The organism is Caenimonas terrae (genome assembly GCF_042655405.1).
Taxonomy (GTDB): Bacteria; Pseudomonadota; Gammaproteobacteria; order Burkholderiales; family Burkholderiaceae_C; genus Ramlibacter; species Ramlibacter terrae_A.
The window spans coordinates 764,368-782,587 of sequence record NZ_JBHSMF010000002.1 but is presented as its reverse complement, the minus strand read 5'-3'; the positions used below and the strand labels follow the sequence as shown (position 1 = coordinate 782,587).

At 68.7% G+C, this 18,220-nt stretch carries 16 protein-coding genes; 7 read left to right on the top strand and 9 right to left on the bottom strand.

Annotated elements, in window-relative coordinates; translation table 11 throughout:
• Window positions 1–1,362, bottom strand: a complete 1,362-nt coding sequence (locus ACFPOE_RS03855; RefSeq protein ID WP_376848671.1) for a glutamine synthetase family protein — start codon at window positions 1,360–1,362, stop codon at window positions 1–3.
• Between the two features lie 78 nt (window positions 1,363–1,440).
• Window positions 1,441–1,644 carry a hypothetical protein gene (locus ACFPOE_RS03850; protein WP_376848670.1) on the bottom strand — a complete coding sequence of 68 codons (204 nt, stop codon included), beginning with the start codon at window positions 1,642–1,644 and terminating at the stop codon, window positions 1,441–1,443.
• A 162-nt stretch (window positions 1,645–1,806) separates the two neighbouring features.
• Here ACFPOE_RS03850 and fusA point away from each other — a divergent pair, with 162 nt between their 5' ends.
• From fusA to ACFPOE_RS03830, 4 genes are all read left to right on the top strand, one after another.
• Entirely contained in the window at window positions 1,807–3,858 is a 2,052-nt protein-coding gene (fusA, locus tag ACFPOE_RS03845; protein ID WP_376848669.1) for an elongation factor G, read from the top strand.
• Window positions 3,859–3,961: 103 nt separating this feature from the next.
• Complete coding sequence (locus ACFPOE_RS03840) at window positions 3,962–5,023, top strand: pirin family protein (protein ID WP_376848668.1); 1,062 nt, start codon at window positions 3,962–3,964, stop codon at window positions 5,021–5,023.
• The gene (locus ACFPOE_RS03835; RefSeq protein ID WP_376848667.1) at window positions 5,020–5,496 is read left to right on the top strand and encodes an FKBP-type peptidyl-prolyl cis-trans isomerase; all 477 of its coding nucleotides are present in this window, start codon (window positions 5,020–5,022) and stop codon (window positions 5,494–5,496) included. The genes ACFPOE_RS03840 and ACFPOE_RS03835 overlap by 4 nt, the downstream gene beginning before the upstream one ends.
• 2 nt (window positions 5,497–5,498) lie before the next feature.
• Window positions 5,499–6,323 (top strand): TauD/TfdA dioxygenase family protein, encoded by an 825-nt coding sequence (locus ACFPOE_RS03830; protein WP_376848666.1) that lies wholly within the window; start codon window positions 5,499–5,501, stop codon window positions 6,321–6,323.
• Between the two features lie 177 nt (window positions 6,324–6,500).
• Here the strand turns inward: ACFPOE_RS03830 and gap are convergent, their stop codons facing one another.
• Together gap and tkt are read right to left on the bottom strand one after the other, a co-directional pair.
• Entirely contained in the window at window positions 6,501–7,499 is a 999-nt protein-coding gene (gene gap, locus ACFPOE_RS03825; protein WP_376848665.1) for a type I glyceraldehyde-3-phosphate dehydrogenase, read from the bottom strand.
• An 81-nt stretch (window positions 7,500–7,580) separates the two neighbouring features.
• Window positions 7,581–9,626, bottom strand: coding sequence for a transketolase (gene tkt / locus ACFPOE_RS03820; protein ID WP_376848664.1), 2,046 nt, complete (start codon window positions 9,624–9,626; stop codon window positions 7,581–7,583).
• Between the two features lie 110 nt (window positions 9,627–9,736).
• Here tkt and speD point away from each other — a divergent pair, with 110 nt between their 5' ends.
• The 3 genes from speD to ACFPOE_RS03805 are packed head-to-tail and all read left to right on the top strand — an operon-like array spanning window position 9,737 to window position 12,227.
• Window positions 9,737–10,114: an adenosylmethionine decarboxylase gene (speD, locus tag ACFPOE_RS03815; protein WP_376848663.1), complete on the top strand. Its 378-nt coding sequence runs from the start codon at window positions 9,737–9,739 to the stop codon at window positions 10,112–10,114.
• A gap of 14 nt (window positions 10,115–10,128) precedes the next feature.
• Complete coding sequence (locus tag ACFPOE_RS03810) at window positions 10,129–10,824, top strand: nucleotidyltransferase family protein (protein WP_376848662.1); 696 nt, start codon at window positions 10,129–10,131, stop codon at window positions 10,822–10,824.
• Between the two features lie 11 nt (window positions 10,825–10,835).
• The gene (locus tag ACFPOE_RS03805) at window positions 10,836–12,227 is read left to right on the top strand and encodes an aminopeptidase P N-terminal domain-containing protein (protein ID WP_376848661.1); all 1,392 of its coding nucleotides are present in this window, start codon (window positions 10,836–10,838) and stop codon (window positions 12,225–12,227) included.
• 19 nt (window positions 12,228–12,246) lie between these two features.
• On the opposite strand, the gene ACFPOE_RS03800 is transcribed toward ACFPOE_RS03805, so the two are convergent.
• The 5 genes from ACFPOE_RS03800 to ACFPOE_RS03780 are packed head-to-tail and all read right to left on the bottom strand — an operon-like array spanning window position 12,247 to window position 18,144.
• Window positions 12,247–13,848, bottom strand: a complete 1,602-nt coding sequence (locus ACFPOE_RS03800; RefSeq protein WP_376848660.1) for an FAD-dependent oxidoreductase — start codon at window positions 13,846–13,848, stop codon at window positions 12,247–12,249.
• Window positions 13,827–15,371, bottom strand: coding sequence for a polyamine aminopropyltransferase (locus ACFPOE_RS03795; RefSeq protein WP_376848659.1), 1,545 nt, complete (start codon window positions 15,369–15,371; stop codon window positions 13,827–13,829). Before ACFPOE_RS03795 ends, ACFPOE_RS03800 begins: the two co-directional genes overlap by 22 nt.
• Complete coding sequence (locus tag ACFPOE_RS03790) at window positions 15,368–15,589, bottom strand: DUF350 domain-containing protein (RefSeq protein WP_376848658.1); 222 nt, start codon at window positions 15,587–15,589, stop codon at window positions 15,368–15,370. The genes ACFPOE_RS03795 and ACFPOE_RS03790 overlap by 4 nt, the downstream gene beginning before the upstream one ends.
• Window positions 15,590–15,616: 27 nt before the next feature.
• Window positions 15,617–17,101: a DUF4178 domain-containing protein gene (locus ACFPOE_RS03785; RefSeq protein ID WP_376848657.1), complete on the bottom strand. Its 1,485-nt coding sequence runs from the start codon at window positions 17,099–17,101 to the stop codon at window positions 15,617–15,619.
• Window positions 17,098–18,144: an SPFH domain-containing protein gene (locus tag ACFPOE_RS03780; RefSeq protein WP_376848656.1), complete on the bottom strand. Its 1,047-nt coding sequence runs from the start codon at window positions 18,142–18,144 to the stop codon at window positions 17,098–17,100. Before ACFPOE_RS03780 ends, ACFPOE_RS03785 begins: the two co-directional genes overlap by 4 nt.
• Window positions 18,145–18,220: the final 76 nt, after the last annotated feature.

Here is an 18,220-nt window from a genome sequence, read left to right as displayed (position 1 = left end):
TCAGATGATCTCGAAGTAGCGCTTCAATTCCCAGTCGGTCACGCCATCCAGCCACTGGCGCCATTCCCACTCGCGGGTGGCGGCGAAGTGCTCGACGAAGGTGTCGCCCAGCATCTCGCGCGCGATCGTGGAGTTGCGGAAGATCCTGGTGGTTTCGTTCAGCGAGCGCGGTGCGCGGGGAATGTCCTCGGCGCCCTGGTTGGTGCCGGTGATCGGCGGCGCCGTGAGCTTCATGCCCTTCTCGACGCCGTACAGGCCGGCAGCGATCACGGCCGCCATCGCCAGGTAGGGATTGACGTCGGAACCGGGGCAGCGCGTTTCCAGCCGCGTGCTCTTGACCCCGCCGGTGATCACCCGGAAGCTCGCGGTGCGGTTGTCGATGCCCCAGGTCGGCTTGACCGGCGCCCAGAAGCCGTCGACCAGCCGCTTGTAGCTGTTGATGGTGGGCCAGAACATCGGCGCGAATTCCATCAGGCAGGCCACCTGGCCGGCCAGGTAGCTCTCGAACAGCGGGCTCATCTTGCGCGGGCTGTCGGCGCCGTAGAACTGGTTGGCCTTGCCGTCCGACAGGCTCTGGTGGATGTGGCCGGAGCAGCCGGGCAGCTGCGCGTTCCACTTGGCCATGAAGCTGGGCATGATGCCGAAGCGCGCGCCGATCTCCTTGGCGCCGGTCTTGAACAGGATGGCCCGGTCGGCCTGCTCCAGCGCCTCGGAAAAGCCCAGCGCTGCCTCGTAGACGCCGGGCCCGGTCTCGGTGTGCAGGCCCTCGATCGGCACCCGGAACGCCTGCATCTCGTCCATGATGGCGTTGAAGAACTCGCGGTTCTGGTTCACCCGCAGCAGCGAGTAGCCGAACATCCCGGGCGTCAGCGTCTCCGGCCCGACCCCCTTCTTCGCGGCCCAGGACTGCGGCGTCTCGACGAAGTTGAACCACTCGAACTCCATCCCGGTCATCACCTGGAACCCCAGCTTGTGGGCCCGCGCCAGCACGCGCTTGAGCGTCTGGCGCGGGCACACGGCATAGGGCGTGCCGTCGGTGTTGATGAATTCGCCAAGGAAGAAATCGATGCCGCCGTCCCACGGCACGTTACGGTGCGTGTCCAGGTCCAGCCGCGCCAGCGCGTCCGGGAAGCCGTGCTGCCAGCCGGTGACGGCGGCGTTGTCGTACGGGCTGTCGCCCATGTCCCAGCCGAACACCACGTCGCAGAAGCCGAAGCCGTCGTCGGTCGCGCCCTCGAACTTGTCCTTGTGCAGGTACTTGCCGCGCAGCACGCCGTCGATGTCGCTGCAGGCCACCTTGACCTTCTGGACGCCTGACTTGCGCACTGCGGCCAGGGCGGGATGGACACTCGGGTTGGCCATGCTGGGGGGACCTCTCGTGAAGACGTTGCCCCGGATCGGGACAGGACAGCCTACGCGAAAAGCGGCGCGCCGTGGGCGCTAGCCGGCCCGGTCGTGCTGCGGCGGATTGCCGTGGGAGTCGAAGGAGCTGTCTTCGCCGTGCGCCGAGCTCGACGCCGAGCCCGAGGCTTCCATCTGCTGCTGGAGCAGCTTGCGCTGGATCGTGCGGCCCAGCTCCTTGGTGTAGTAAGCCACTTCGTATTCGCGGCGCGGCTTGCGCTCTTTTGCTTTGTCTGGTTCCATGGGGTGCAAGCGTAGCGAGCAGGCACTCACGTGGTGTAGGACAAGCGCCATCGCATTGCGGGAATCCGTCCGGCACAGCCGGTTTCACGGCGCGGCGTTTTCCCAGTTCCAAGGCGCCGCGGTCCGGCTTACCATGGGCCCCTGTTTCCACCGGAGACGTCCATGCCCATGCCCGACATCGCCGCGCTGCGGACCCTGGCCCTGGTGGGCCCAGCCACGGCGGGCAAGACCAGCCTGGTGGAGGCCCTGCTGTGGAAGGCCGGCGCCATCGGAGCGCCGGGCAGCGTGGAACGCGGCACCACCGTCTCCGACCACGACCCGCTGGAGCGCAAGGCGCTGCACTCGCTCAATTCGTCGCTGGCGCATTTCCGCATCGGCGACGTGCAGACCCACCTGATCGACACGCCCGGCGCGCCCGAGTGCCTGGGCCAGTCGCTGCCGGCGCTGGAAGCGGTGGAGACCGCCGCCGTCGTGATCAGCGCCACCGCCGGCGTCGAGCCGATGGCGCGCAAGATGATGGAGTGGGCGGCGCAGCGCGGGCGAGACCGGCTGATCGTCGTCAACAAGATCGACGCCCAGGGCGTCAATCCGCAGGCGCTGCTGCAGCAGATCCAGGCCGAGTTCGGCCGCGAATGCCTGCCGGTCAACCTGCCGGCCGGCCGCGGCGCCCGGGTGGTGGACTGTTTCTACAACAAGGCCGATGCCGGCACCGCCACCGATTTCTCCTCGGTGGAGCAGGCCCATCGGGCGCTGGTGGAGCAGGTGGTGGAGGTGGACGCCGCCTTTGTGGAGCGCTACCTCAACGACGGCGACGTCGACCCGGCCGAGCTGCACGCGCCGCTGGAACAGGCGCTGCGCGAAGGACACCTGATCCCCGTGTGTTTCGTGTCGGCGCGCACCGGCGCCGGCGTGCCGGAACTGCTGGAAGTGATCGCGCGGCTGCTGCCCAACCCCGGTGAGGGCAATCCGCCGGAATTCCTCAGGGGCGAAGGCGCCCAGGCCAAGCCGATCGAGGCAGTGCCGGACCCCGCGAAGCACGTACTGGCCCATGTGTTCAAGATCACGCAGGACCCCTACGTCGGCAAGATGGGGATCATCCGGGTGCACCAGGGCACGATCACGCGCGACAGCCAGCTGTTCGTCGGCGACGGCCGCCGCCCGTTCAAGGTCGGCCACCTGTTCATGCTGCAGGGCAAGGAATTCGCCGAGGTGCCGCGCGCGCTGCCGGGCGACCTGTGCGCCATCGCCAAGGTGGAGGAGCTGCACTTCGACGCGGTGCTGCACGACGCCGCCGAGGACGACCACATCCACTTGAAGCCCCTGGAGTTCCCGGTGCCGGTGCACGGCCTGGCGATCGAGCCCAAGCGCCGCGGCGACGAGCAGCGGCTGCACGAGATCCTGCAGAAGCTGGTGAGCGAAGACCCCTGCCTGCGGGTGGAGCACGTGCCGGCCACCAACGAGAGCGTGGTTTACGGCCTGGGCGAGCTGCACCTGCGCACGGTGCTGGAGCGCCTGACCGAGGTCCACAAGTGCGAAGTGAACACCCGGCCGCCCCGCATCGCCTACCGCGAGACCATCACCGCCCCGGCCGAGGGCCACTTCCGCCACAAGAAGCAGACCGGCGGCGCCGGCCAGTTCGGCGAGGTGTTCCTGAAGGTGGAGCCGCTGCCGCGCGGCTCCGGCTTCGAGTTCGTCGACCAGGTCAAGGGCGGCGCGATCCCGTACAACTTCATCCCCGCGGTGGAGAAGGGCGTGCGCCAGGCGCTGGAGCAGGGCGTGATCGCCGGCTATCCGGTGGTGGACCTGCGGGTGGTGGTCTACGACGGCAAGCACCACAGCGTCGACAGCAAGGAGATCGCCTTCATCACCGCCGGCCGCAAGGCGGTGATCGCCGCCGTCCAGGCGGCGGCGCCGAACGTGCTGGAGCCGATCGTCAACATGGAGATCGCGGCGCCGGAAGCCAACATCGGCGACATCACCGGCGACCTGTCCTCGCGGCGCGGCCAGGTCAACGGCACGCAGTCCGGCGGCAACGGGGCGCTGACGGTGGTCGGGCAGGCACCGCTGTCGGAGCTGGCCAGCTACCAGTCGCGCCTGAACGCGCTGACCGGCGGCCAGGGCAGCTTCCGGCTGGAATTCAGCCACTACGAGCCGGTGCCGCCCACGGTGCAGCGGCAGCTCGTGTCCCAGTACAAGGTGCGGGACGAGGCGTGACGGCGTGGCGCTGCTGCCGCATGGGCCGCTGGCGCTGACGCTGTTCAGCCGGCTGGCTTGAAAGACAATCTCCAGGCCCTCACCTGGGTGTTTTGGAGTGTCCATGCCAACCACGACCGCGTCTGCCGTCCTCGGCGTTAAGCCGCTGGGCTTCCCCTGGGAAACATCCGATCCCTTCCTGTTCTGCGCCTACCACGACGACGCTTATCCCAAGTCCAACGGCAAGCTGGGCGTGCTGCCGGCGGCGCTGGCCGGCCGCGAGATCGGCCAGGACTTCAGCCGCAAGGACGGCTGGAGCATGTACCACGGCGACAGCGTGCCCGGCTTTCCAGCCCATCCGCATCGCGGCTTCGAGACCGTGACCATCGTGCGCAAGGGCCTGATCGACCATTCGGATTCGCTGGGCGCGACCGCGCGCTTCGGCCAGGGCGACGTGCAGTGGCTGACGGCCGGCCAGGGGGTCGTGCACTCCGAAATGTTCCCGCTGCTCGACGCCAATCAGGACAACCCGCTGGAGCTGTTCCAGATCTGGCTGAACCTGCCGGCCCGCAGCAAGATGGCGCCGCCGCACTTCACCATGCTCTGGTCGGGCCAGATTCCGCGCAAGGTGGACACCGACGCGGCGGGGAGGAAGACCGAGGTCGCCGTGATCGCCGGGGCACTGGAGGGCGCCGGCAAGCCGTTGGCCCCGCCGCCCGATTCCTGGGCCGCGCAGCCGCAATCCGACGTCGCGATCTGGACCGTCACGATGGAGCCGGGCGCGCGCTGGACCCTGCCCGCCGCCGGCGGCGACGGCACGCAGCGGCGCCTGTATTTCTTCAAGGGCGCGTCAGTGCAGGTCGCCGGCCGCGACGTCCAGCCGGCGTCGGTGATCGAGCTGCAGGCCGATGCGCAGGTGGAACTGGTCAACGGCGACGGCATCGGCGAGTTCCTGCTGCTGCAGGGCAAGCCGGTCGGCGAACCGGTGGTGCAATACGGGCCGTTCGTGATGAACACCCAGGCCGAGATCATGCAGACCATGCAGGACTACCGCCGCACCCAGTTCGGCGGCTGGCCCTGGCCCGACAGCGCACCGGTGCACGGCACCGATCCGGCGCGCTTTGCCAGGCACCCGGGCGGGCGCGAGGAGAGGCCGGACCCGGTGTCCGGCAAAATCGCGGCATGAAAATCGCAAAAGACACCGTGGTCACCCTGCAATACAGGGTGGCCGATGCCCAGGGCAAGCTGGTCGAGGCCAGCGACAAGCCGATGACCTACCTGCACGGCGGCTACGAGAACACGCTGCCGAAGATCGAGCAGGCGCTGGACGGCAAGGAGGCCGGCCACCAGGTGACGCTGGCGCTCGACGCCAAGGATGCGTTCGGCGAGCGCGACGAAGGGCTGGCCAAGACCATCTCGCGCGCGGACTTCCCGCCCGGCGTGAAGGTGGGCGGCCAGCTCGAGGGCTACACCGACGACGGCCGCAAGCAGGTGTTCAACGTGGTGAAGATCAAGGGCCAGCAGGTGCTGCTGGACGCCAACCATCCGCTGGCCGGCAAGGCGCTGAAATTCACGCTCAAGGTCACCGGCGTGCGCGCCGCCAGCGAGGAAGAGATCGGCCACCGCCACGTGCACGGCGAACACGGACACCAGCACTGAGCATGGACATCCGACGCATCGCCGGCGCGCTGGGCGCCGAACTCTCCGGGGTGAATCTCGCGGACGGCGTGTCACCGGCGCTCGCCGCCGACCTGCGCCGGGCCTTCCTGGAGCACCAAGTGATCTTCCTGCGCAACCAGAACCTGACGCCGCAGCAATTCCTCGATTTCGCCAGGGCGATGGGCGAGCCGGTGGAGTACCCCTTCGTCAAGGGCATCGAGGGCTTCCCGCACATCATCGAGGTCAAGAAGCTGGAGCACGAGAAGAGCAACTTCGGCGGCATCTGGCATTCGGACACGACCTATCTGGACCAGCCGCCGATGGGCTCGATGCTGCTGTCGCGCGAGGTGCCGCCGTACGGGGGCGACACGCTGTTCGCCAGCCAGTACGCGGCCTACGATGCGCTGTCGGACACGATGAAGGGATTGCTGGCCAACCTCAAGGGCATCAGCAGTTCGGCCAAGGCCGACGTCAGCAAGACGCGCGAGGACCGGATCAAGGAGGGCGGCAAGCAGGAAGCGCCCAAGCAATACCTGGCCGAGCATCCAATCGTGCGCACGCATCCGGAGACGGGGCGCAAGGCCCTGTACGTGAACGTGGCGCACACGGCCGGCATCAAGGGCATGACCGACGAGGAAAGCGCACCCCTGCTGCGCTTCCTGTTCGAGCACCAGGTCAAGCCGGAATTCACCTGCCGCTTCGTCTGGGAGCCCAACGCGATCGCGTTCTGGGACAACCGCTGCGTGCAGCACAACCCGGTCAACGACTACCACGGCTTCCGGCGCGTGATGCACCGCATCACGCTGCAGGGCGATACGCCGGCGTAAGCCGCGTCATGCAGCCCGGTGGTTGTCATGCCGGGCCTGACCCGGCATCCAGACTGGGGCGGGCCAAAAAATACCGTCGATCAGGAAAGAAGCTCCAGCCTCCCTTCTTGATGACGGTATTTGCTTTCGGACCTCTGGATCCCGGGTCGAGCCCTGGATGACGCCGCTACGCTTGCGTCACTTGGCGACGACGCGCACCATCTCCAGGCACTTGTTCGAGTAGCCCCATTCGTTGTCGTACCAGGACACCAGCTTGACGAAGGTGCCGTCCAGCGCGATCGAGGCGTCGGCGTCGAAGATCGAGGTGCGGGGATCGCCGCGGAAATCGGTGGCGACCACCTTGTCCTCGGTGTAGCCCAGGATGCCCTTGAGCGCGCCTTCGCTCTGCGCCTTCATCTCGGCGCAGATCTCCTTGAGCGTCGCTTCCTTGACCAGCTCGCAGGTCAGGTCCACCACCGAGACGTCGGAGGTCGGCACCCGGAAGCTCATGCCGGTGAGCTTCTTGTTCAACTCGGGGATCACCACGCCGACCGCCTTGGCCGCGCCGGTGGACGACGGGATGATGTTCTCCAGGATGCCGCGGCCGCCGCGCCAGTCCTTGTTGCTCGGGCCGTCCACCGTCTTCTGCGTCGCGGTGGCCGCGTGCACGGTGGTCATCAGGCCGCGCTTGATGCCCCACTTGTCGTTGACCACCTTGGCCAGCGGCGCCAGGCAGTTGGTGGTGCACGAGGCGTTGGAGATGATGGCCTCGCCCTGGTAGCTGTTGTGGTTGACGCCGAACACGAACATCGGCGTGTCGTCCTTGCTGGGCGCCGAGATGATCACCTTCCTGGCGCCGGCGGCCAGGTGCTTGCCGGCGCCGGCCTTGTCCAGGAACAGCCCGGTCGACTCCAGCACGATGTCGGCGCCGATCTCGCCCCACTTGAGGTTGGCCGGGTCGCGCTCCTGCGTCAGGCGGATCTTCTTCCCGTTGACGATCAGCGTGCTGCCGTCCACCTTGACCTCGCCCTGGAAGCGGCCGTGCACGCTGTCGTACTGCAGCATGTAGGCCAGGTAGTCGGGCTCCAGCAGGTCGTTGATGCCGACGATCTCGATGTCGCTGAAGTTCTGCACTGCGCTGCGCAGCACGTTGCGGCCGATGCGCCCGAAGCCGTTGATGCCGATCTTGATGGTCATGAAAGCACTCCTGAGATGAAAGCCAAGATCCGTTCGACCTGAGCTTGTCGAAGGCTTCGACAGGCTCAGCCCGAACGGTGTTTAGTTGCCCGACAGCACCTTGCGCACGGTGTCGGCGACGTTTTCCGGCGTGAAGCCGAAGTGCTTGAACAGCACGCTGGCCGGGGCCGACTCGCCATAGGTGTCGAGGCCGACCACCGCGGCGCAGCCGTATTTCCACCAGCCGTCGGTGGCGCCCATTTCCACCGCAATGCGCGGAATGCCGGCCGGCAGCACGGAGACCTTGTAAGCCGCGCTCTGGCGGTCGAAGGCGGTGGTGCTGGGCATCGAGACGACGCGCACCGCGATATTGCGCTGCGCCAGTTGCTCCTGCGCCTTGAGCGCGAGCTGCACTTCGGAGCCGGTGGCGATGATCACGGCCTGCGCCTTCTTGGCCAGTCCCACCTCGGCCGGCTCGGCCAGCACGTAGGCGCCCTTGCTGATGTCTTCCAGCCCCGCCTTCGGCGCGTAGGGCAGGTTCTGCCGCGACAGCAGCAGCGCGGTCGGCCGGTTCATGTTCTGCAGGGCGACGGTCCAGGCCACGGCGGTCTCGGCCGTGTCGCAGGGGCGCCAGACGTCCACGTTGGGGATCAGGCGCAGGCTGGCGGCGTGCTCGATCGACTGGTGGGTGGGGCCGTCTTCGCCCAGGCCGATGGAATCGTGGGTGAACACGTGCACGACCCTGCGCTTCATCAGCGCCGCCATCCGGATCGCGTTGCGGCTGTAGTCGCTGAAGGTCAGGAAGGTGCCGCCGTAGGGGATGTAGCCGCCATGCAGCGCGATGCCGTTCATGATCGCGGCCATGCCGAATTCGCGCACGCCGTAGTTGATGTGGCGACCGATCTTGCCGTCCTCCGACAGCTTGACGTTGCCCGCCAGGTCGAAGCGCAGGGGCGGCGTGCTCTTGGTGTTGGTGAGGTTGGAGCCGGTGAGGTCGGCCGAGCCGCCCAGCATCTCCGGCAGCGCCGCGGTGAAGGCTTCCAGCGCCAGCTGCGAGGCCTTGCGCGAGGCCACCGTCTCCGCCTTGACGTGCGCGCTGACGGCGGCATCCACCGCCACCTGCGCGAAGTTGCGCGGCAGCTCGCCCTTCATGCGCCGGCCGAATTCGGCGGCCAGCTCGGGATGGGCCTGGCGGTAGGCGGCAAAGCGCGCCGTCCACTCGGCTTCGGCGGCCTTGCCCTTGGCCTTGGCGTCCCAGTCGTCGTAGGCGGCCTGCGGCAGCTGGAACGGCTCATGCGCCCAGCCGAGCGCGGTCCGGGTGAGGGCGATCTCGTCGGCGCCCAGCGGTTCGCCATGGGCCTTGGCGGTGTTGGCGCGGTTGGGCGAACCCTTGCCGATGTGGGTCTTGGCGACGATCAGCGTCGGGCCGGTGCTGCCGTTGCTGGCGCTGCGGCGGGCATCGGCGATGGCGCGGTCCACCGCCTCCACGTCGTGGCCGTCGACCGGGCCGATCACGTTCCAGCCGTAGGCCTTGAAGCGGGCCGGCGTGTCGTCGACGAACCAGGGCGTCACCTGGCCGTCGATCGAGATGCCGTTGTCGTCGTAGATGGCGACCAGCTTGTTCAGCTTCCAGGCGCCGGCCAGGGCGCACGCCTCGTGGCTGATGCCTTCCATCAGGCAGCCGTCGCCCATGAACACGTAGGTGTGGTGGTCGACGACGGCGTGGCCGGCGCGATTGAAGTCGGCCGCCAGCAGCTTTTCCGCCAGCGCCATGCCGACGGCGTTGGTCAGTCCCTGGCCCAGCGGGCCGGTGGTGGTTTCCACGCCGGGGGTGACGTCCACTTCCGGATGGCCGGGCGTCTTGCTGTGCAGCTGGCGGAAATTGCGCAGCTCCCGCACCGGCAGCTGGTAGCCGCTGAGGTGCAGCAGCGAATACAGCAGCATCGACGCGTGGCCGTTGGACAGCACGAAGCGGTCGCGGTCGAACCAGTGCGGATTGCCGGGGTTGTGCTTCAGGTGCCGGCCCCACAGCGCGGTGGCGATTTCGGCCATGCCCATGGGGGCGCCGGGATGTCCCGAATTGGCTTGTTGTACGGCGTCCATGGCGAGCGCGCGGATCGCATTCGCCATCAGGGAGGTGTTGGCCATCGGGGAGAACTCCGGGGGGAAGGGTCGGGAAAACCCGGGATTTTACCTGCTGCTCCTTCGCGGCCCGGGCGGGCCCGGCGCCGCCGGCCGCATCGTCTACAGTGGGGTGCATGCAAGGACTCCACCTCACCGCCGACCTGTACCGGTGCCGTTGCGACGGCGCCTGGTTGACGGATGCGCAGCGCCTGGGCGACTGGTGCGTGGAGGCGGTGGCAGCCGCCGGATTGCAGCCGGTGGACCAGTTGTTCCACACCTTTCCCGCGACCGCCGCCGGCGCCGGCGGCGTGACGGCGACGGTGCTGCTGGCCGAATCCCATGTCTGCCTGCACACCTGGCCGGAGCAGCGCTCGGTGACGGCCGACGTGTATGTCTGCAATTTCAGCGCCGACCATTCGGCCAAGGCGCGCCAGCTGATGGACGCGCTGGTGAACCGCTTCCAGCCGGAATGGACCGAGCAGCGCTCGCTCGATCGCGGGGACGGCCAGTGAGCGGTGCGCAGGCGATGGTGCTGGCGGCCGGCCGCGGCGAGCGCATGCGGCCGCTGACCGACAGCTGCCCCAAACCGCTGCTGCCGGTGCGCGGCAAGCCGCTGATCGAGTGGCATCTGGAGGCATTGGCTCGAGCCGGCATCGGCAGCGTCGTGATCAACACGGCCTGGCAGGAAGAACGGCTGATCGCGTCCCTGGGGGACGGTTCGCGCTGGGGATTGCGCATCCACTACTCGCGCGAAGGCCGCGACCACGGCGGCGCGCTGGAGACCGCCGGCGGGATTGCCAAGGCGTTGCCGCTGCTGGCGGAGAGTTTCTGGCTGGTCTCGGGCGACATCCACGCGCCCGCCTTCGACTTCGACCCCGCGGCGGCGGCTCGATTCGCCACCAGTGAACTGCTTGCCCACCTCTGGCTGGTGCCGAATCCGCCGTTCCACGCGCAGGGCGATTTCGGCATCGACGCCGATGGCTTCGGCCTGGCCGACGGCCCCGGGCCCGACGGCCAACGATGGACCTACAGCAACATCGCGCTGGTGCGGGCCGGGCTTTGCTCGCACATTCCTGTCGGCCGCAAGGTGCCGTTGGGGCCGCTCCTGTTCGAAGGCATGCGAGAGCGCCGCATTCGCGTCGCGCCGTACCTTGGCGAGTGGCACAACGTGGGAACCCCGCAGCAGCTCGAACAGTTGGCACAATCCAACGCACCAGCGTGAGAACACCATCTATGTCCGAAATCAACACCACCTACGCCCAGCGCCGCGCCCGCGTCGCCGCCCAGATCGGCGCCGAGGGCATCGCCATCATCCCGACCTCGCTGGAGCGGCCGCGCAACCGGGACAGCGATTTCCTGTACCGGCACGACAGCTACTTCTACTACCTCACCGGCTTCACCGAGCCGAACGCCTGGCTGGTCATCACCGGCGACGGCAAGAGCACGCTGTTCTGCGCGCCGAAGGACCTGGAACGCGAGATCTGGGACGGCTTCCGGCTCGGGCCGGACGCGGCGCCGGCGGCGCTGGGCGTGGACAACGCGATGGCCGTGGCGCAGCTGGACGAGCAGATGCCCAAGCTGCTGGAGAACCGCGACGCCGTTTGGTTTCCGTTCGCGATCCACGAGGGCCTGGAAGCGCGGGTCGGCGGCTGGCTGAACAAGGTGCGGGCACGGGTGCGCTACGGGGCGCTGTGCCCCGAGCAGCAGCGCGACCTGTGCGCCATCCTCGACGAGATGCGACTGGTGAAGGACGCGGCGGAGCAGGACACGATGCGCCGCGCCGCCCAGATCAGCGCCCGCGCCCACATCCGCGCCATGCAGCTGTCCGCGAAGATGCTGCGCGAAGGCAAGGACGTGCGCGAGTACCACCTGGATGCCGAACTGCTGCATGAATTCCGCCTCGGCGGCTCGCAGTACCCGGCCTATGGCTCGATCGTCGCCGCCGGCGCCAATGCCTGCGTGCTGCATTACCGCGCCGACGTGGCGCCGGTGCGCAAGGGCGAGCTGGTGCTGATCGACGCCGGCTGCGAACTGGACGGCTACGCCAGCGACATCACCCGCACCTTCCCGGCCGACGGCAAGTACAGCGGGCCGCAGCGCGCGCTGTACGACCTGGTGCTGGCCAGCCAGCAGGCCGCGGTCGATGCGACCCGGGCCGGCGCGCGCTTCACCGACCCGCACGACGCCACGGTGAAGGTGCTGGCGCAGGGCATGCTCGACGTCGGCCTGCTCGATCGCAACAAGGTCGGCAGCGCCCAGGACGTGATCGACAACCGCAGCTACTTCCAGTTCTACATGCACCGCACCGGCCACTGGCTGGGCATGGACGTGCACGACTGCGGCAGCTACGTCGAGCCGTCGCAGGTCGGCGAGGTGAACGAGCGCAAGGACCCGCTGTCGGGCGAGATCATCAAGAACCGTCCCAGCCGCATCCTCAAGCCCGGCATGGTGCTGACCATCGAGCCGGGCCTGTACGTGCGCCCGGGCGAGGGCGTGCCCGAGAAGTTCCACAACATCGGCATCCGCATCGAGGACGACGCCATCGTCACCGAGACCGGCTGCGAGCTGATCTCGCGCGGCGTGCCGGTCATGGCCGACGAGATCGAAGCGCTGATGCGCGCCTGAGCGCGCCGGGTTGGACGGGTCAGGCGCGGCGGCCCGCCTCGTGCCCGGCCGCCATCGCTTCCTCGAACACCGAGTAGCCCGACCAGTCGCTGTGCGCGAACAGCAGCCGGTCGCTGCGCAGGGCCGCGCGTCCGGCCCAGGCCCGCAGCGTGCCGGGCTGCGGCATCGCCATCGCATGGCCGTAGCGGGTCACCTCGACCCGGCTGGCCTTGGCCGCCATGTCGGGATGCGGCACCGACAGTTCGGCCAGCATCTGGTCGCGCCACGCCGTCCAGGGCTGGTCGAGCAGGCGCTGGCGGGCGCCCGGCTCGTCACCCAGCGGCCGGTACCAGCTCAGCACGGTCGGGCCCGGTGTCGGGTCCAGGCTCTGGTGCCGGGCGTCGACATAGCCCAGGCCCTTCGTTCCGTACAGCACGTTGTCCCAGGCCGGCGCCGGGCCGCGCCGGTCCGCCAGCGGCTCGCGCAGGTGCAGGTTCGCCACCACCCAGGGCGCATGGCGGATGCGCGCGGCCGCCTGCTGCAGCAGGGCCGGCGGGCTTTCGACCACGCGCGCGGCGACGAACACCGGCAGCGCCACGATGCAGCGCTCGGCCTGCCAGCGCTCGGCCACGCCGGTCGCGACGTTGACCGCATCCACTTCCACCTCATGGCGCAGCGATTCGATCCGCGTCACCACGCGGCCGGTGCGCAGGCGCTCGCCCAGCGGCCAGGCCATGCGTTCGCTGAGCCAGGCGTTGCCTTGCGGCCAGGTCAGGACGGCGTCGCGATCGGGTCCGTCGCCCGGCACGTGAAAGCCGTGCCGGCTCGCGAAGTAATGGATGCCGGCCCAGGCTGAAACCGACGCCAGGCCGGCCCCATAGTCGTCGCGGCAGCAGTAGTCCAGGTACCAGCGCAGGTGCGGATCGGTGAACTGTTCGCGCTGCAGCCACGCGTCGAATGTCTGGGCATCGAGCGCAAGCTGCGGCGCGGATGCCGGCGCGTCCGCCAGCGGGACCGAGTAGCGGGCGGCCTTGCGCGCATCCTCCACCCGCTGCGACAGGCGCCGGTATTGCGCGAGCGTGCCCGCGCCCACGCCTTGCAGCGGCAGCAGGCCGTCCTGCCACCGGCCCTCGAAGAACAGCCGCTCCTGCGGGCTGTGGCACAGGTGGCGCTCGTCGTACTGCCAGCGGCCGGCGACCCGGCGCCGCAGGCCCAGCTCCTCCAGCAGGTTCTGCACCTGGGGCGCATCGTCGCCCGGCAGCGGCAGGTAATGCGCGCCGAGCGGACACGCGATGCCGCCGACCATGCCGCCGCGGCTGTTGCCGCCGGCGCTGTCCTCCAGCTCCAGCAGCACGACGTCGTCGATGCCGCGCAGCCGCAGCGCGCGCGCCGCGGCCAGCCCCGCGATGCCGGCGCCGGCAATCAGCACCCGCGTGCGCCGCGTGGTCGAGGGAGGCGCCACGCCGGAGCGGTTGCGCAGCAGGTGGCCGCGCTCGTGGCCGATGCCGTTGAACCCGCCGGGAATTTCCGGCGCGCCGCTGCAGGCGAGCAAGGGCGTCGCGGCAGCCATCAGCAGCGCGCGGCGCGTCAGCGCGTCCGGCCCCGGGCCCGAAGGCAGCGTCACTGGGTCACCTTGCCCCATTCGCGCTCGTAGGTCGTCACCAGCACCTGGTTGGACAGGCGGTTGACCTCGGCCGGCACCCGCGCCATGTCGCGCGGAAAATCGAACAGCTGCGGCAGGCTCTCCAGCGTCAGGAAGCGCAGTCCGGCCGGCAGCTCCTGCGGCATCCGGAACGGCCGCCGGCTGGCGATGACGTAGCCCCACTCGCCGAAGCTGGGCACGTTGGCGTGATAGGGCGCTGCGCGCAGCCCGACCGATTCCAGCGTCGTCACCACCGTCCAGAAACTCTGGCGGGCCACCAGGGGCGAGGTGGTCTGGACCACGGCGTAGCCGCTGGCCGCGAGCCGCTGCTCCAGCAACGCGTAGAAGGACTGCGTGTAGAGCTTGCCGATCGAGAAGTTGGTCGGATCGGGAAAGTCGACCACGATCACGTCGAAGGTCTCGCGCGACTCCTGCAGCCACTTGAAGGCGTCGGCATTGACGATCTTCACCTTGGGCGACGCCAGCGATCCGCCGTTCAGGCGCGACAGTGCCGGGTGGCTCGAGAACAGCTGCGTCATGTTGGGGTCCAGTTCGACCAGCGTCACGCTCTCCACGCCCGGATAGCGCAGGATCTCGCGCACCGCCAGGCCGTCGCCGCCGCCCAGCACCGCCACCTTGCGCGCAGCGCCGTGCGCGGCCATCGCCGGATGGACCAGCGCCTCGTGGTAACGGTATTCGTCACGCTCGGAGAACTGCAGGTTGCCGTTGAGGAACAGCCGGTAGCCGGCCCGGCCGTGGGTGACGACGATGCGCTGCCATGGCGAGGTGGCGCTGAACACGATGCTGTCCTGGTAGAAGCGGTCTTCCGACAGCGTGGTGATCTGCGCCGCGCCGGCGAAGGCGGCCGCCAGCGCCGCCACCGTGAGCGCGCAGGCCAGGACATGGGCGCGCAACCGGCGCAGCTCGTGCCGGAACAGCCACAACGCCCACAGCGCCACCGCGGCGTTCATCAGGCCGAACAGCACGCCGGTGCGGATCAGCCCCAGCTGCGGCACCAGCAGCAGCGGGAAGGCGACGGACACGGCCAGGGCACCGAGGTAGTCGAAGGTGAGCACCTGCGACACCAGCTCCCGGAGCACCACGTTGCGGCGCAGGATCCGCATCACCAGCGGGATCTCCAGCCCCACCAGTGTTCCCACCGCCAGCACCAGGGCGTACAGCAGGAAGCGGAAGGCGGATGGCGCGTAGGCGTTGGCCAGGAACAGGGTGGCGGGCATGAGGCCGCCCACCAGCGCCACCAGCAGTTCGATGCGCAGGAAATGGGCCGGCAACTGGCGCTCGAAAAAGCGCGACAGCCAGGAGCCCACGCCCATCGCGAACAGGTAGCTGCCGATGACGGTCGAGAACTGCAGCACCGAGTCGCCCAGCACGTACGACGCGAGCGCGCCGGCCGCCAGTTCGTACACCAGCCCGCAGGCGGCGACCACGAACACCGAGGCCAGCAGCGCGACCTCCAGCGGTCGCGGCGCCGGAGCGTCCGGGCGGACGGCGGTGGTGCTCACCCGTGGATGGCGGCGGCCACGATGATCGAGATGCCCAGCGCCATCGAGGCCACCACCAGCGCCAGCGCGCGGTTCTGCTTCTCGACGATCTCCTCCCACAGCTTGTAGGGGGTGAGCAGGTCGATGACGATGAAGCCCAGCCAGAACACGACGACGCCGACCAGCGCGTAGACGATGGAGCCGAAGAAGGCGGCCGGTTTGAGCCATTCGATGTCCATGGGGTTCTCCTTGTGAAATCTTGAAAGCTACTTGTGGCCGCCGCCGCCGGAATAGCCGCCGAACGAGCCGCCGCCGCTGCGGAAGCTGCCGCCGCCGCCGGGCGCCTGGTCCGAGCAGGCGCGGATCAGCACCAGCAGGATCAGCAGCACGATGACCAGCAGGATGATCGTGCCGCAACCGATGCCGCCGATGCCTGCGCTGCTGGTCGGTCCGGCGTCGCTGCGCTTGAGCAACTGCTTCTTGTCCTGGACGCCGAAGGCCTTGGCCACCGTGTCGCTGTCGATGGTGCTGCCGCTGGACCAGGTGATCTCGCGCGGCGTCTGCTCCATCGACAACAGGCTGGCGCCGCTGGCGAAGTCGCGGTTGAAGCTGGTCTGGCCGCGCGCCACCGGCCAGTAGAACTCGCCCGCCACGAAGGAGGTGGTCGCCTGGTAGCTGTACTTGAGTTGATAGCTGGTGCCCAGGTAGCTGGCGAAGGCCGCGCCGTCGGCGTACTTGGGCGCGCCGGTGGTGGGCTTGACGACGCTCCAGCCTTCCTCGGTATCGACCAGGAAGATGAAGCCGCGCTGGCGGTTGTACAGCAGGTACTCGTCCCAGCCGAACTGCTCGTCCTCACCGGGCTCGTGGCCCATCCGGTGCTGGAACCCCACCACCTGCCAGGTTGCGCCCTGCAGCTGGCCGGTGCTGCCCAGCGGGATCAGCGGTTCGATGCTCTCCTCCTGGCGCACGTGCGACAGCTGGGCGCCGATGCCGCGGCTCAGATCGATCACGCTGTTGCAGGAGCGGCAGGTGACACTCTTGCTTTGCTCCAGCTGCACTTCCACCGGGGCGCCGCAGTTGGGGCAGGAGAACTGCCGCGCCTTTTCCTCCTTGACGCTGTCCTCGCGCAGGCCGCTGAGTTGCAGCTCCTCCAGCAGCACGGCGCGGCCGCGGGTGACGGCCGGCGGCACCGAGCCGTAGTCGATGCTCAGCACCTCGCCGTCGGCGCTGCGCAGCTCCACCATCGGGAACGGCTGGCCCAGCGGCGGCAGCTTGGGCAGCTCGCCCTGCGCCGAGGCCAGCATCACCGCCTCGTTCGACGCGATGTTGTAGGTCTTGCCGTCGATGGCGGTGGCGGCGCCGACCCGGAACCGCTCCGCCGGCGGCAGCTCGCGGTTGGCGGCCGCCGGCAAAGCCATGACGTAGGCGCCGTTGTCCTCGGCCAGCGTTGCGCCGCTGCCGTCGTCGAACAGCACGTTCCATTCGGCCCAGTTGCCGCTCGGGCCCTTGTATTGCAGCCGGCCGACCAGGGTGAAGGGTCGGGCCTGCCAGCGGCCCGACGCCATCAGCTGCAGCGGGCTGTGGTCGTCGAACACCTCGGCCATCTTGCCGATGCGCGACAGCGTCTCGCCGTCGCGCACGACGGTGCTGTGGCAGAAGCTGCAGACGGCGTAGGTCGACTGGGCGCTGCGGAATTCGACCGGTGCCCCGCAGCCGGGGCAGGGTGCGCGGTAGACGCGTTGCGGCGTCACACCAGCTTCTTGAGCAGCTCCGCCTTCTTGGCGTCGAATTCCTCTTGCGTCAGGATGCCCTTGGCCTTGAGCTCACCGAGCTTTTCCAGCGTGGCCATGACGTCGTCGGCTTTCACCGGGACGGCTGCCGCGGCCGCGGCAGCCTGCGAGGCGGCTCCGCCCTGCAGGCCTTCCTGCAGGTTCTTGGCCAGCACCTGCCCCATGGCGATGCCGGCGCCCAGGCCCATGGCGTCGCCGGCAATCCCGCCGCCGCCGCCGGACCCCACGCCCTTGGCCATCTCGGGAATGGCCTGCGCGGTCTGGTACTGCATGAACTTGCCCATGTCGTTGCCGACCATGCCCATGCCGATGCGCTGGTCCAGGAGCTTCTGCAGCTCCTCGGGCAGCGACAGGTTCTGCACCGTCATGCCTTCCAGCTTCAGGCCGATGGCCTCGAAGGCCGGCGCCAGCTCGGTGGCCAGGGCCCGGGCGAACTCGGTCTGGTTGGACGCCAGGTCCAGGAAGGGCAGGCCGCTGCTGGCGATGGCATCCGAGATGTGCTGCAGCACCATCCCGCGCAACTGGCCGTCGAGGTCGCCGACGGTGTACAGGTCGCGGGTGCCGGAGATCTGGGTGTGGAACAGCTTGGGGTCGCCGATCCGGTAGTTGTAATTGCCGAAGGCCCGCAGCCGCACGGCGCCGAAGTCCTTGTCCCGGATGGTGATCGGCTGCGGCGTGCCCCAGCGCTGGTCGACCTGCTGGCGGGTGCTGAAGAAATAGACGTCGGTCTTGAAGGGCGACTTGAACAGCTTGTCCCAGTTCTTCAGGTAGGTCAGCACGGGCAGCGTCTGGGTGGTCAGCTTGTACATGCCGGGGCCGAAGACGTCGGCGACCTTGCCCTCGTTGACGAACACCGCCATCTGCGATTCGCGCACCGTCAGCGAGGCGCCGTTCTGGATCTCCATGTCCTGCATCGGGAAGCGCCATGCCAGCGTGCCGTCGCGGTCCTCGGTCCACTGGATGATGTCGATGAACTGTTTCTTGATGAAATCCATCAGTGCCATGGCCGCTCCTCGTTGGGTGGAATGTCGGCGGATGATACTGCCGCGCCAAATGGGGGCTATCCATCGTTTAGCCAGA

Bases quoted from the DNA above. Each gene is read 5' to 3' on its own strand.
- ACFPOE_RS03855 (WP_376848671.1), bottom strand. From the start codon at position 1,362: ATGGCCAACCCGAGTGTCCATCCCGCCCTGGCCGCAGTGCGCAAGTCA.
- ACFPOE_RS03850 (WP_376848670.1), bottom strand. From the start codon at position 1,644: ATGGAACCAGACAAAGCAAAAGAGCGCAAGCCGCGCCGCGAATACGAA.
- fusA (WP_376848669.1), top strand. From the start codon at position 1,807: ATGCCCATGCCCGACATCGCCGCGCTGCGGACCCTGGCCCTGGTGGGC.
- ACFPOE_RS03840 (WP_376848668.1), top strand. From the start codon at position 3,962: ATGCCAACCACGACCGCGTCTGCCGTCCTCGGCGTTAAGCCGCTGGGC.
- ACFPOE_RS03835 (WP_376848667.1), top strand. From the start codon at position 5,020: ATGAAAATCGCAAAAGACACCGTGGTCACCCTGCAATACAGGGTGGCC.
- ACFPOE_RS03830 (WP_376848666.1), top strand. From the start codon at position 5,499: ATGGACATCCGACGCATCGCCGGCGCGCTGGGCGCCGAACTCTCCGGG.
- gap (WP_376848665.1), bottom strand. From the start codon at position 7,499: ATGACCATCAAGATCGGCATCAACGGCTTCGGGCGCATCGGCCGCAAC.
- tkt (WP_376848664.1), bottom strand. From the start codon at position 9,626: ATGGCCAACACCTCCCTGATGGCGAATGCGATCCGCGCGCTCGCCATG.
- speD (WP_376848663.1), top strand. From the start codon at position 9,737: ATGCAAGGACTCCACCTCACCGCCGACCTGTACCGGTGCCGTTGCGAC.
- ACFPOE_RS03810 (WP_376848662.1), top strand. From the start codon at position 10,129: ATGGTGCTGGCGGCCGGCCGCGGCGAGCGCATGCGGCCGCTGACCGAC.
- ACFPOE_RS03805 (WP_376848661.1), top strand. From the start codon at position 10,836: ATGTCCGAAATCAACACCACCTACGCCCAGCGCCGCGCCCGCGTCGCC.
- ACFPOE_RS03800 (WP_376848660.1), bottom strand. From the start codon at position 13,848: ATGGGGCAAGGTGACCCAGTGACGCTGCCTTCGGGCCCGGGGCCGGAC.
- ACFPOE_RS03790 (WP_376848658.1), bottom strand. From the start codon at position 15,589: ATGGACATCGAATGGCTCAAACCGGCCGCCTTCTTCGGCTCCATCGTC.
- ACFPOE_RS03780 (WP_376848656.1), bottom strand. From the start codon at position 18,144: ATGGCACTGATGGATTTCATCAAGAAACAGTTCATCGACATCATCCAG.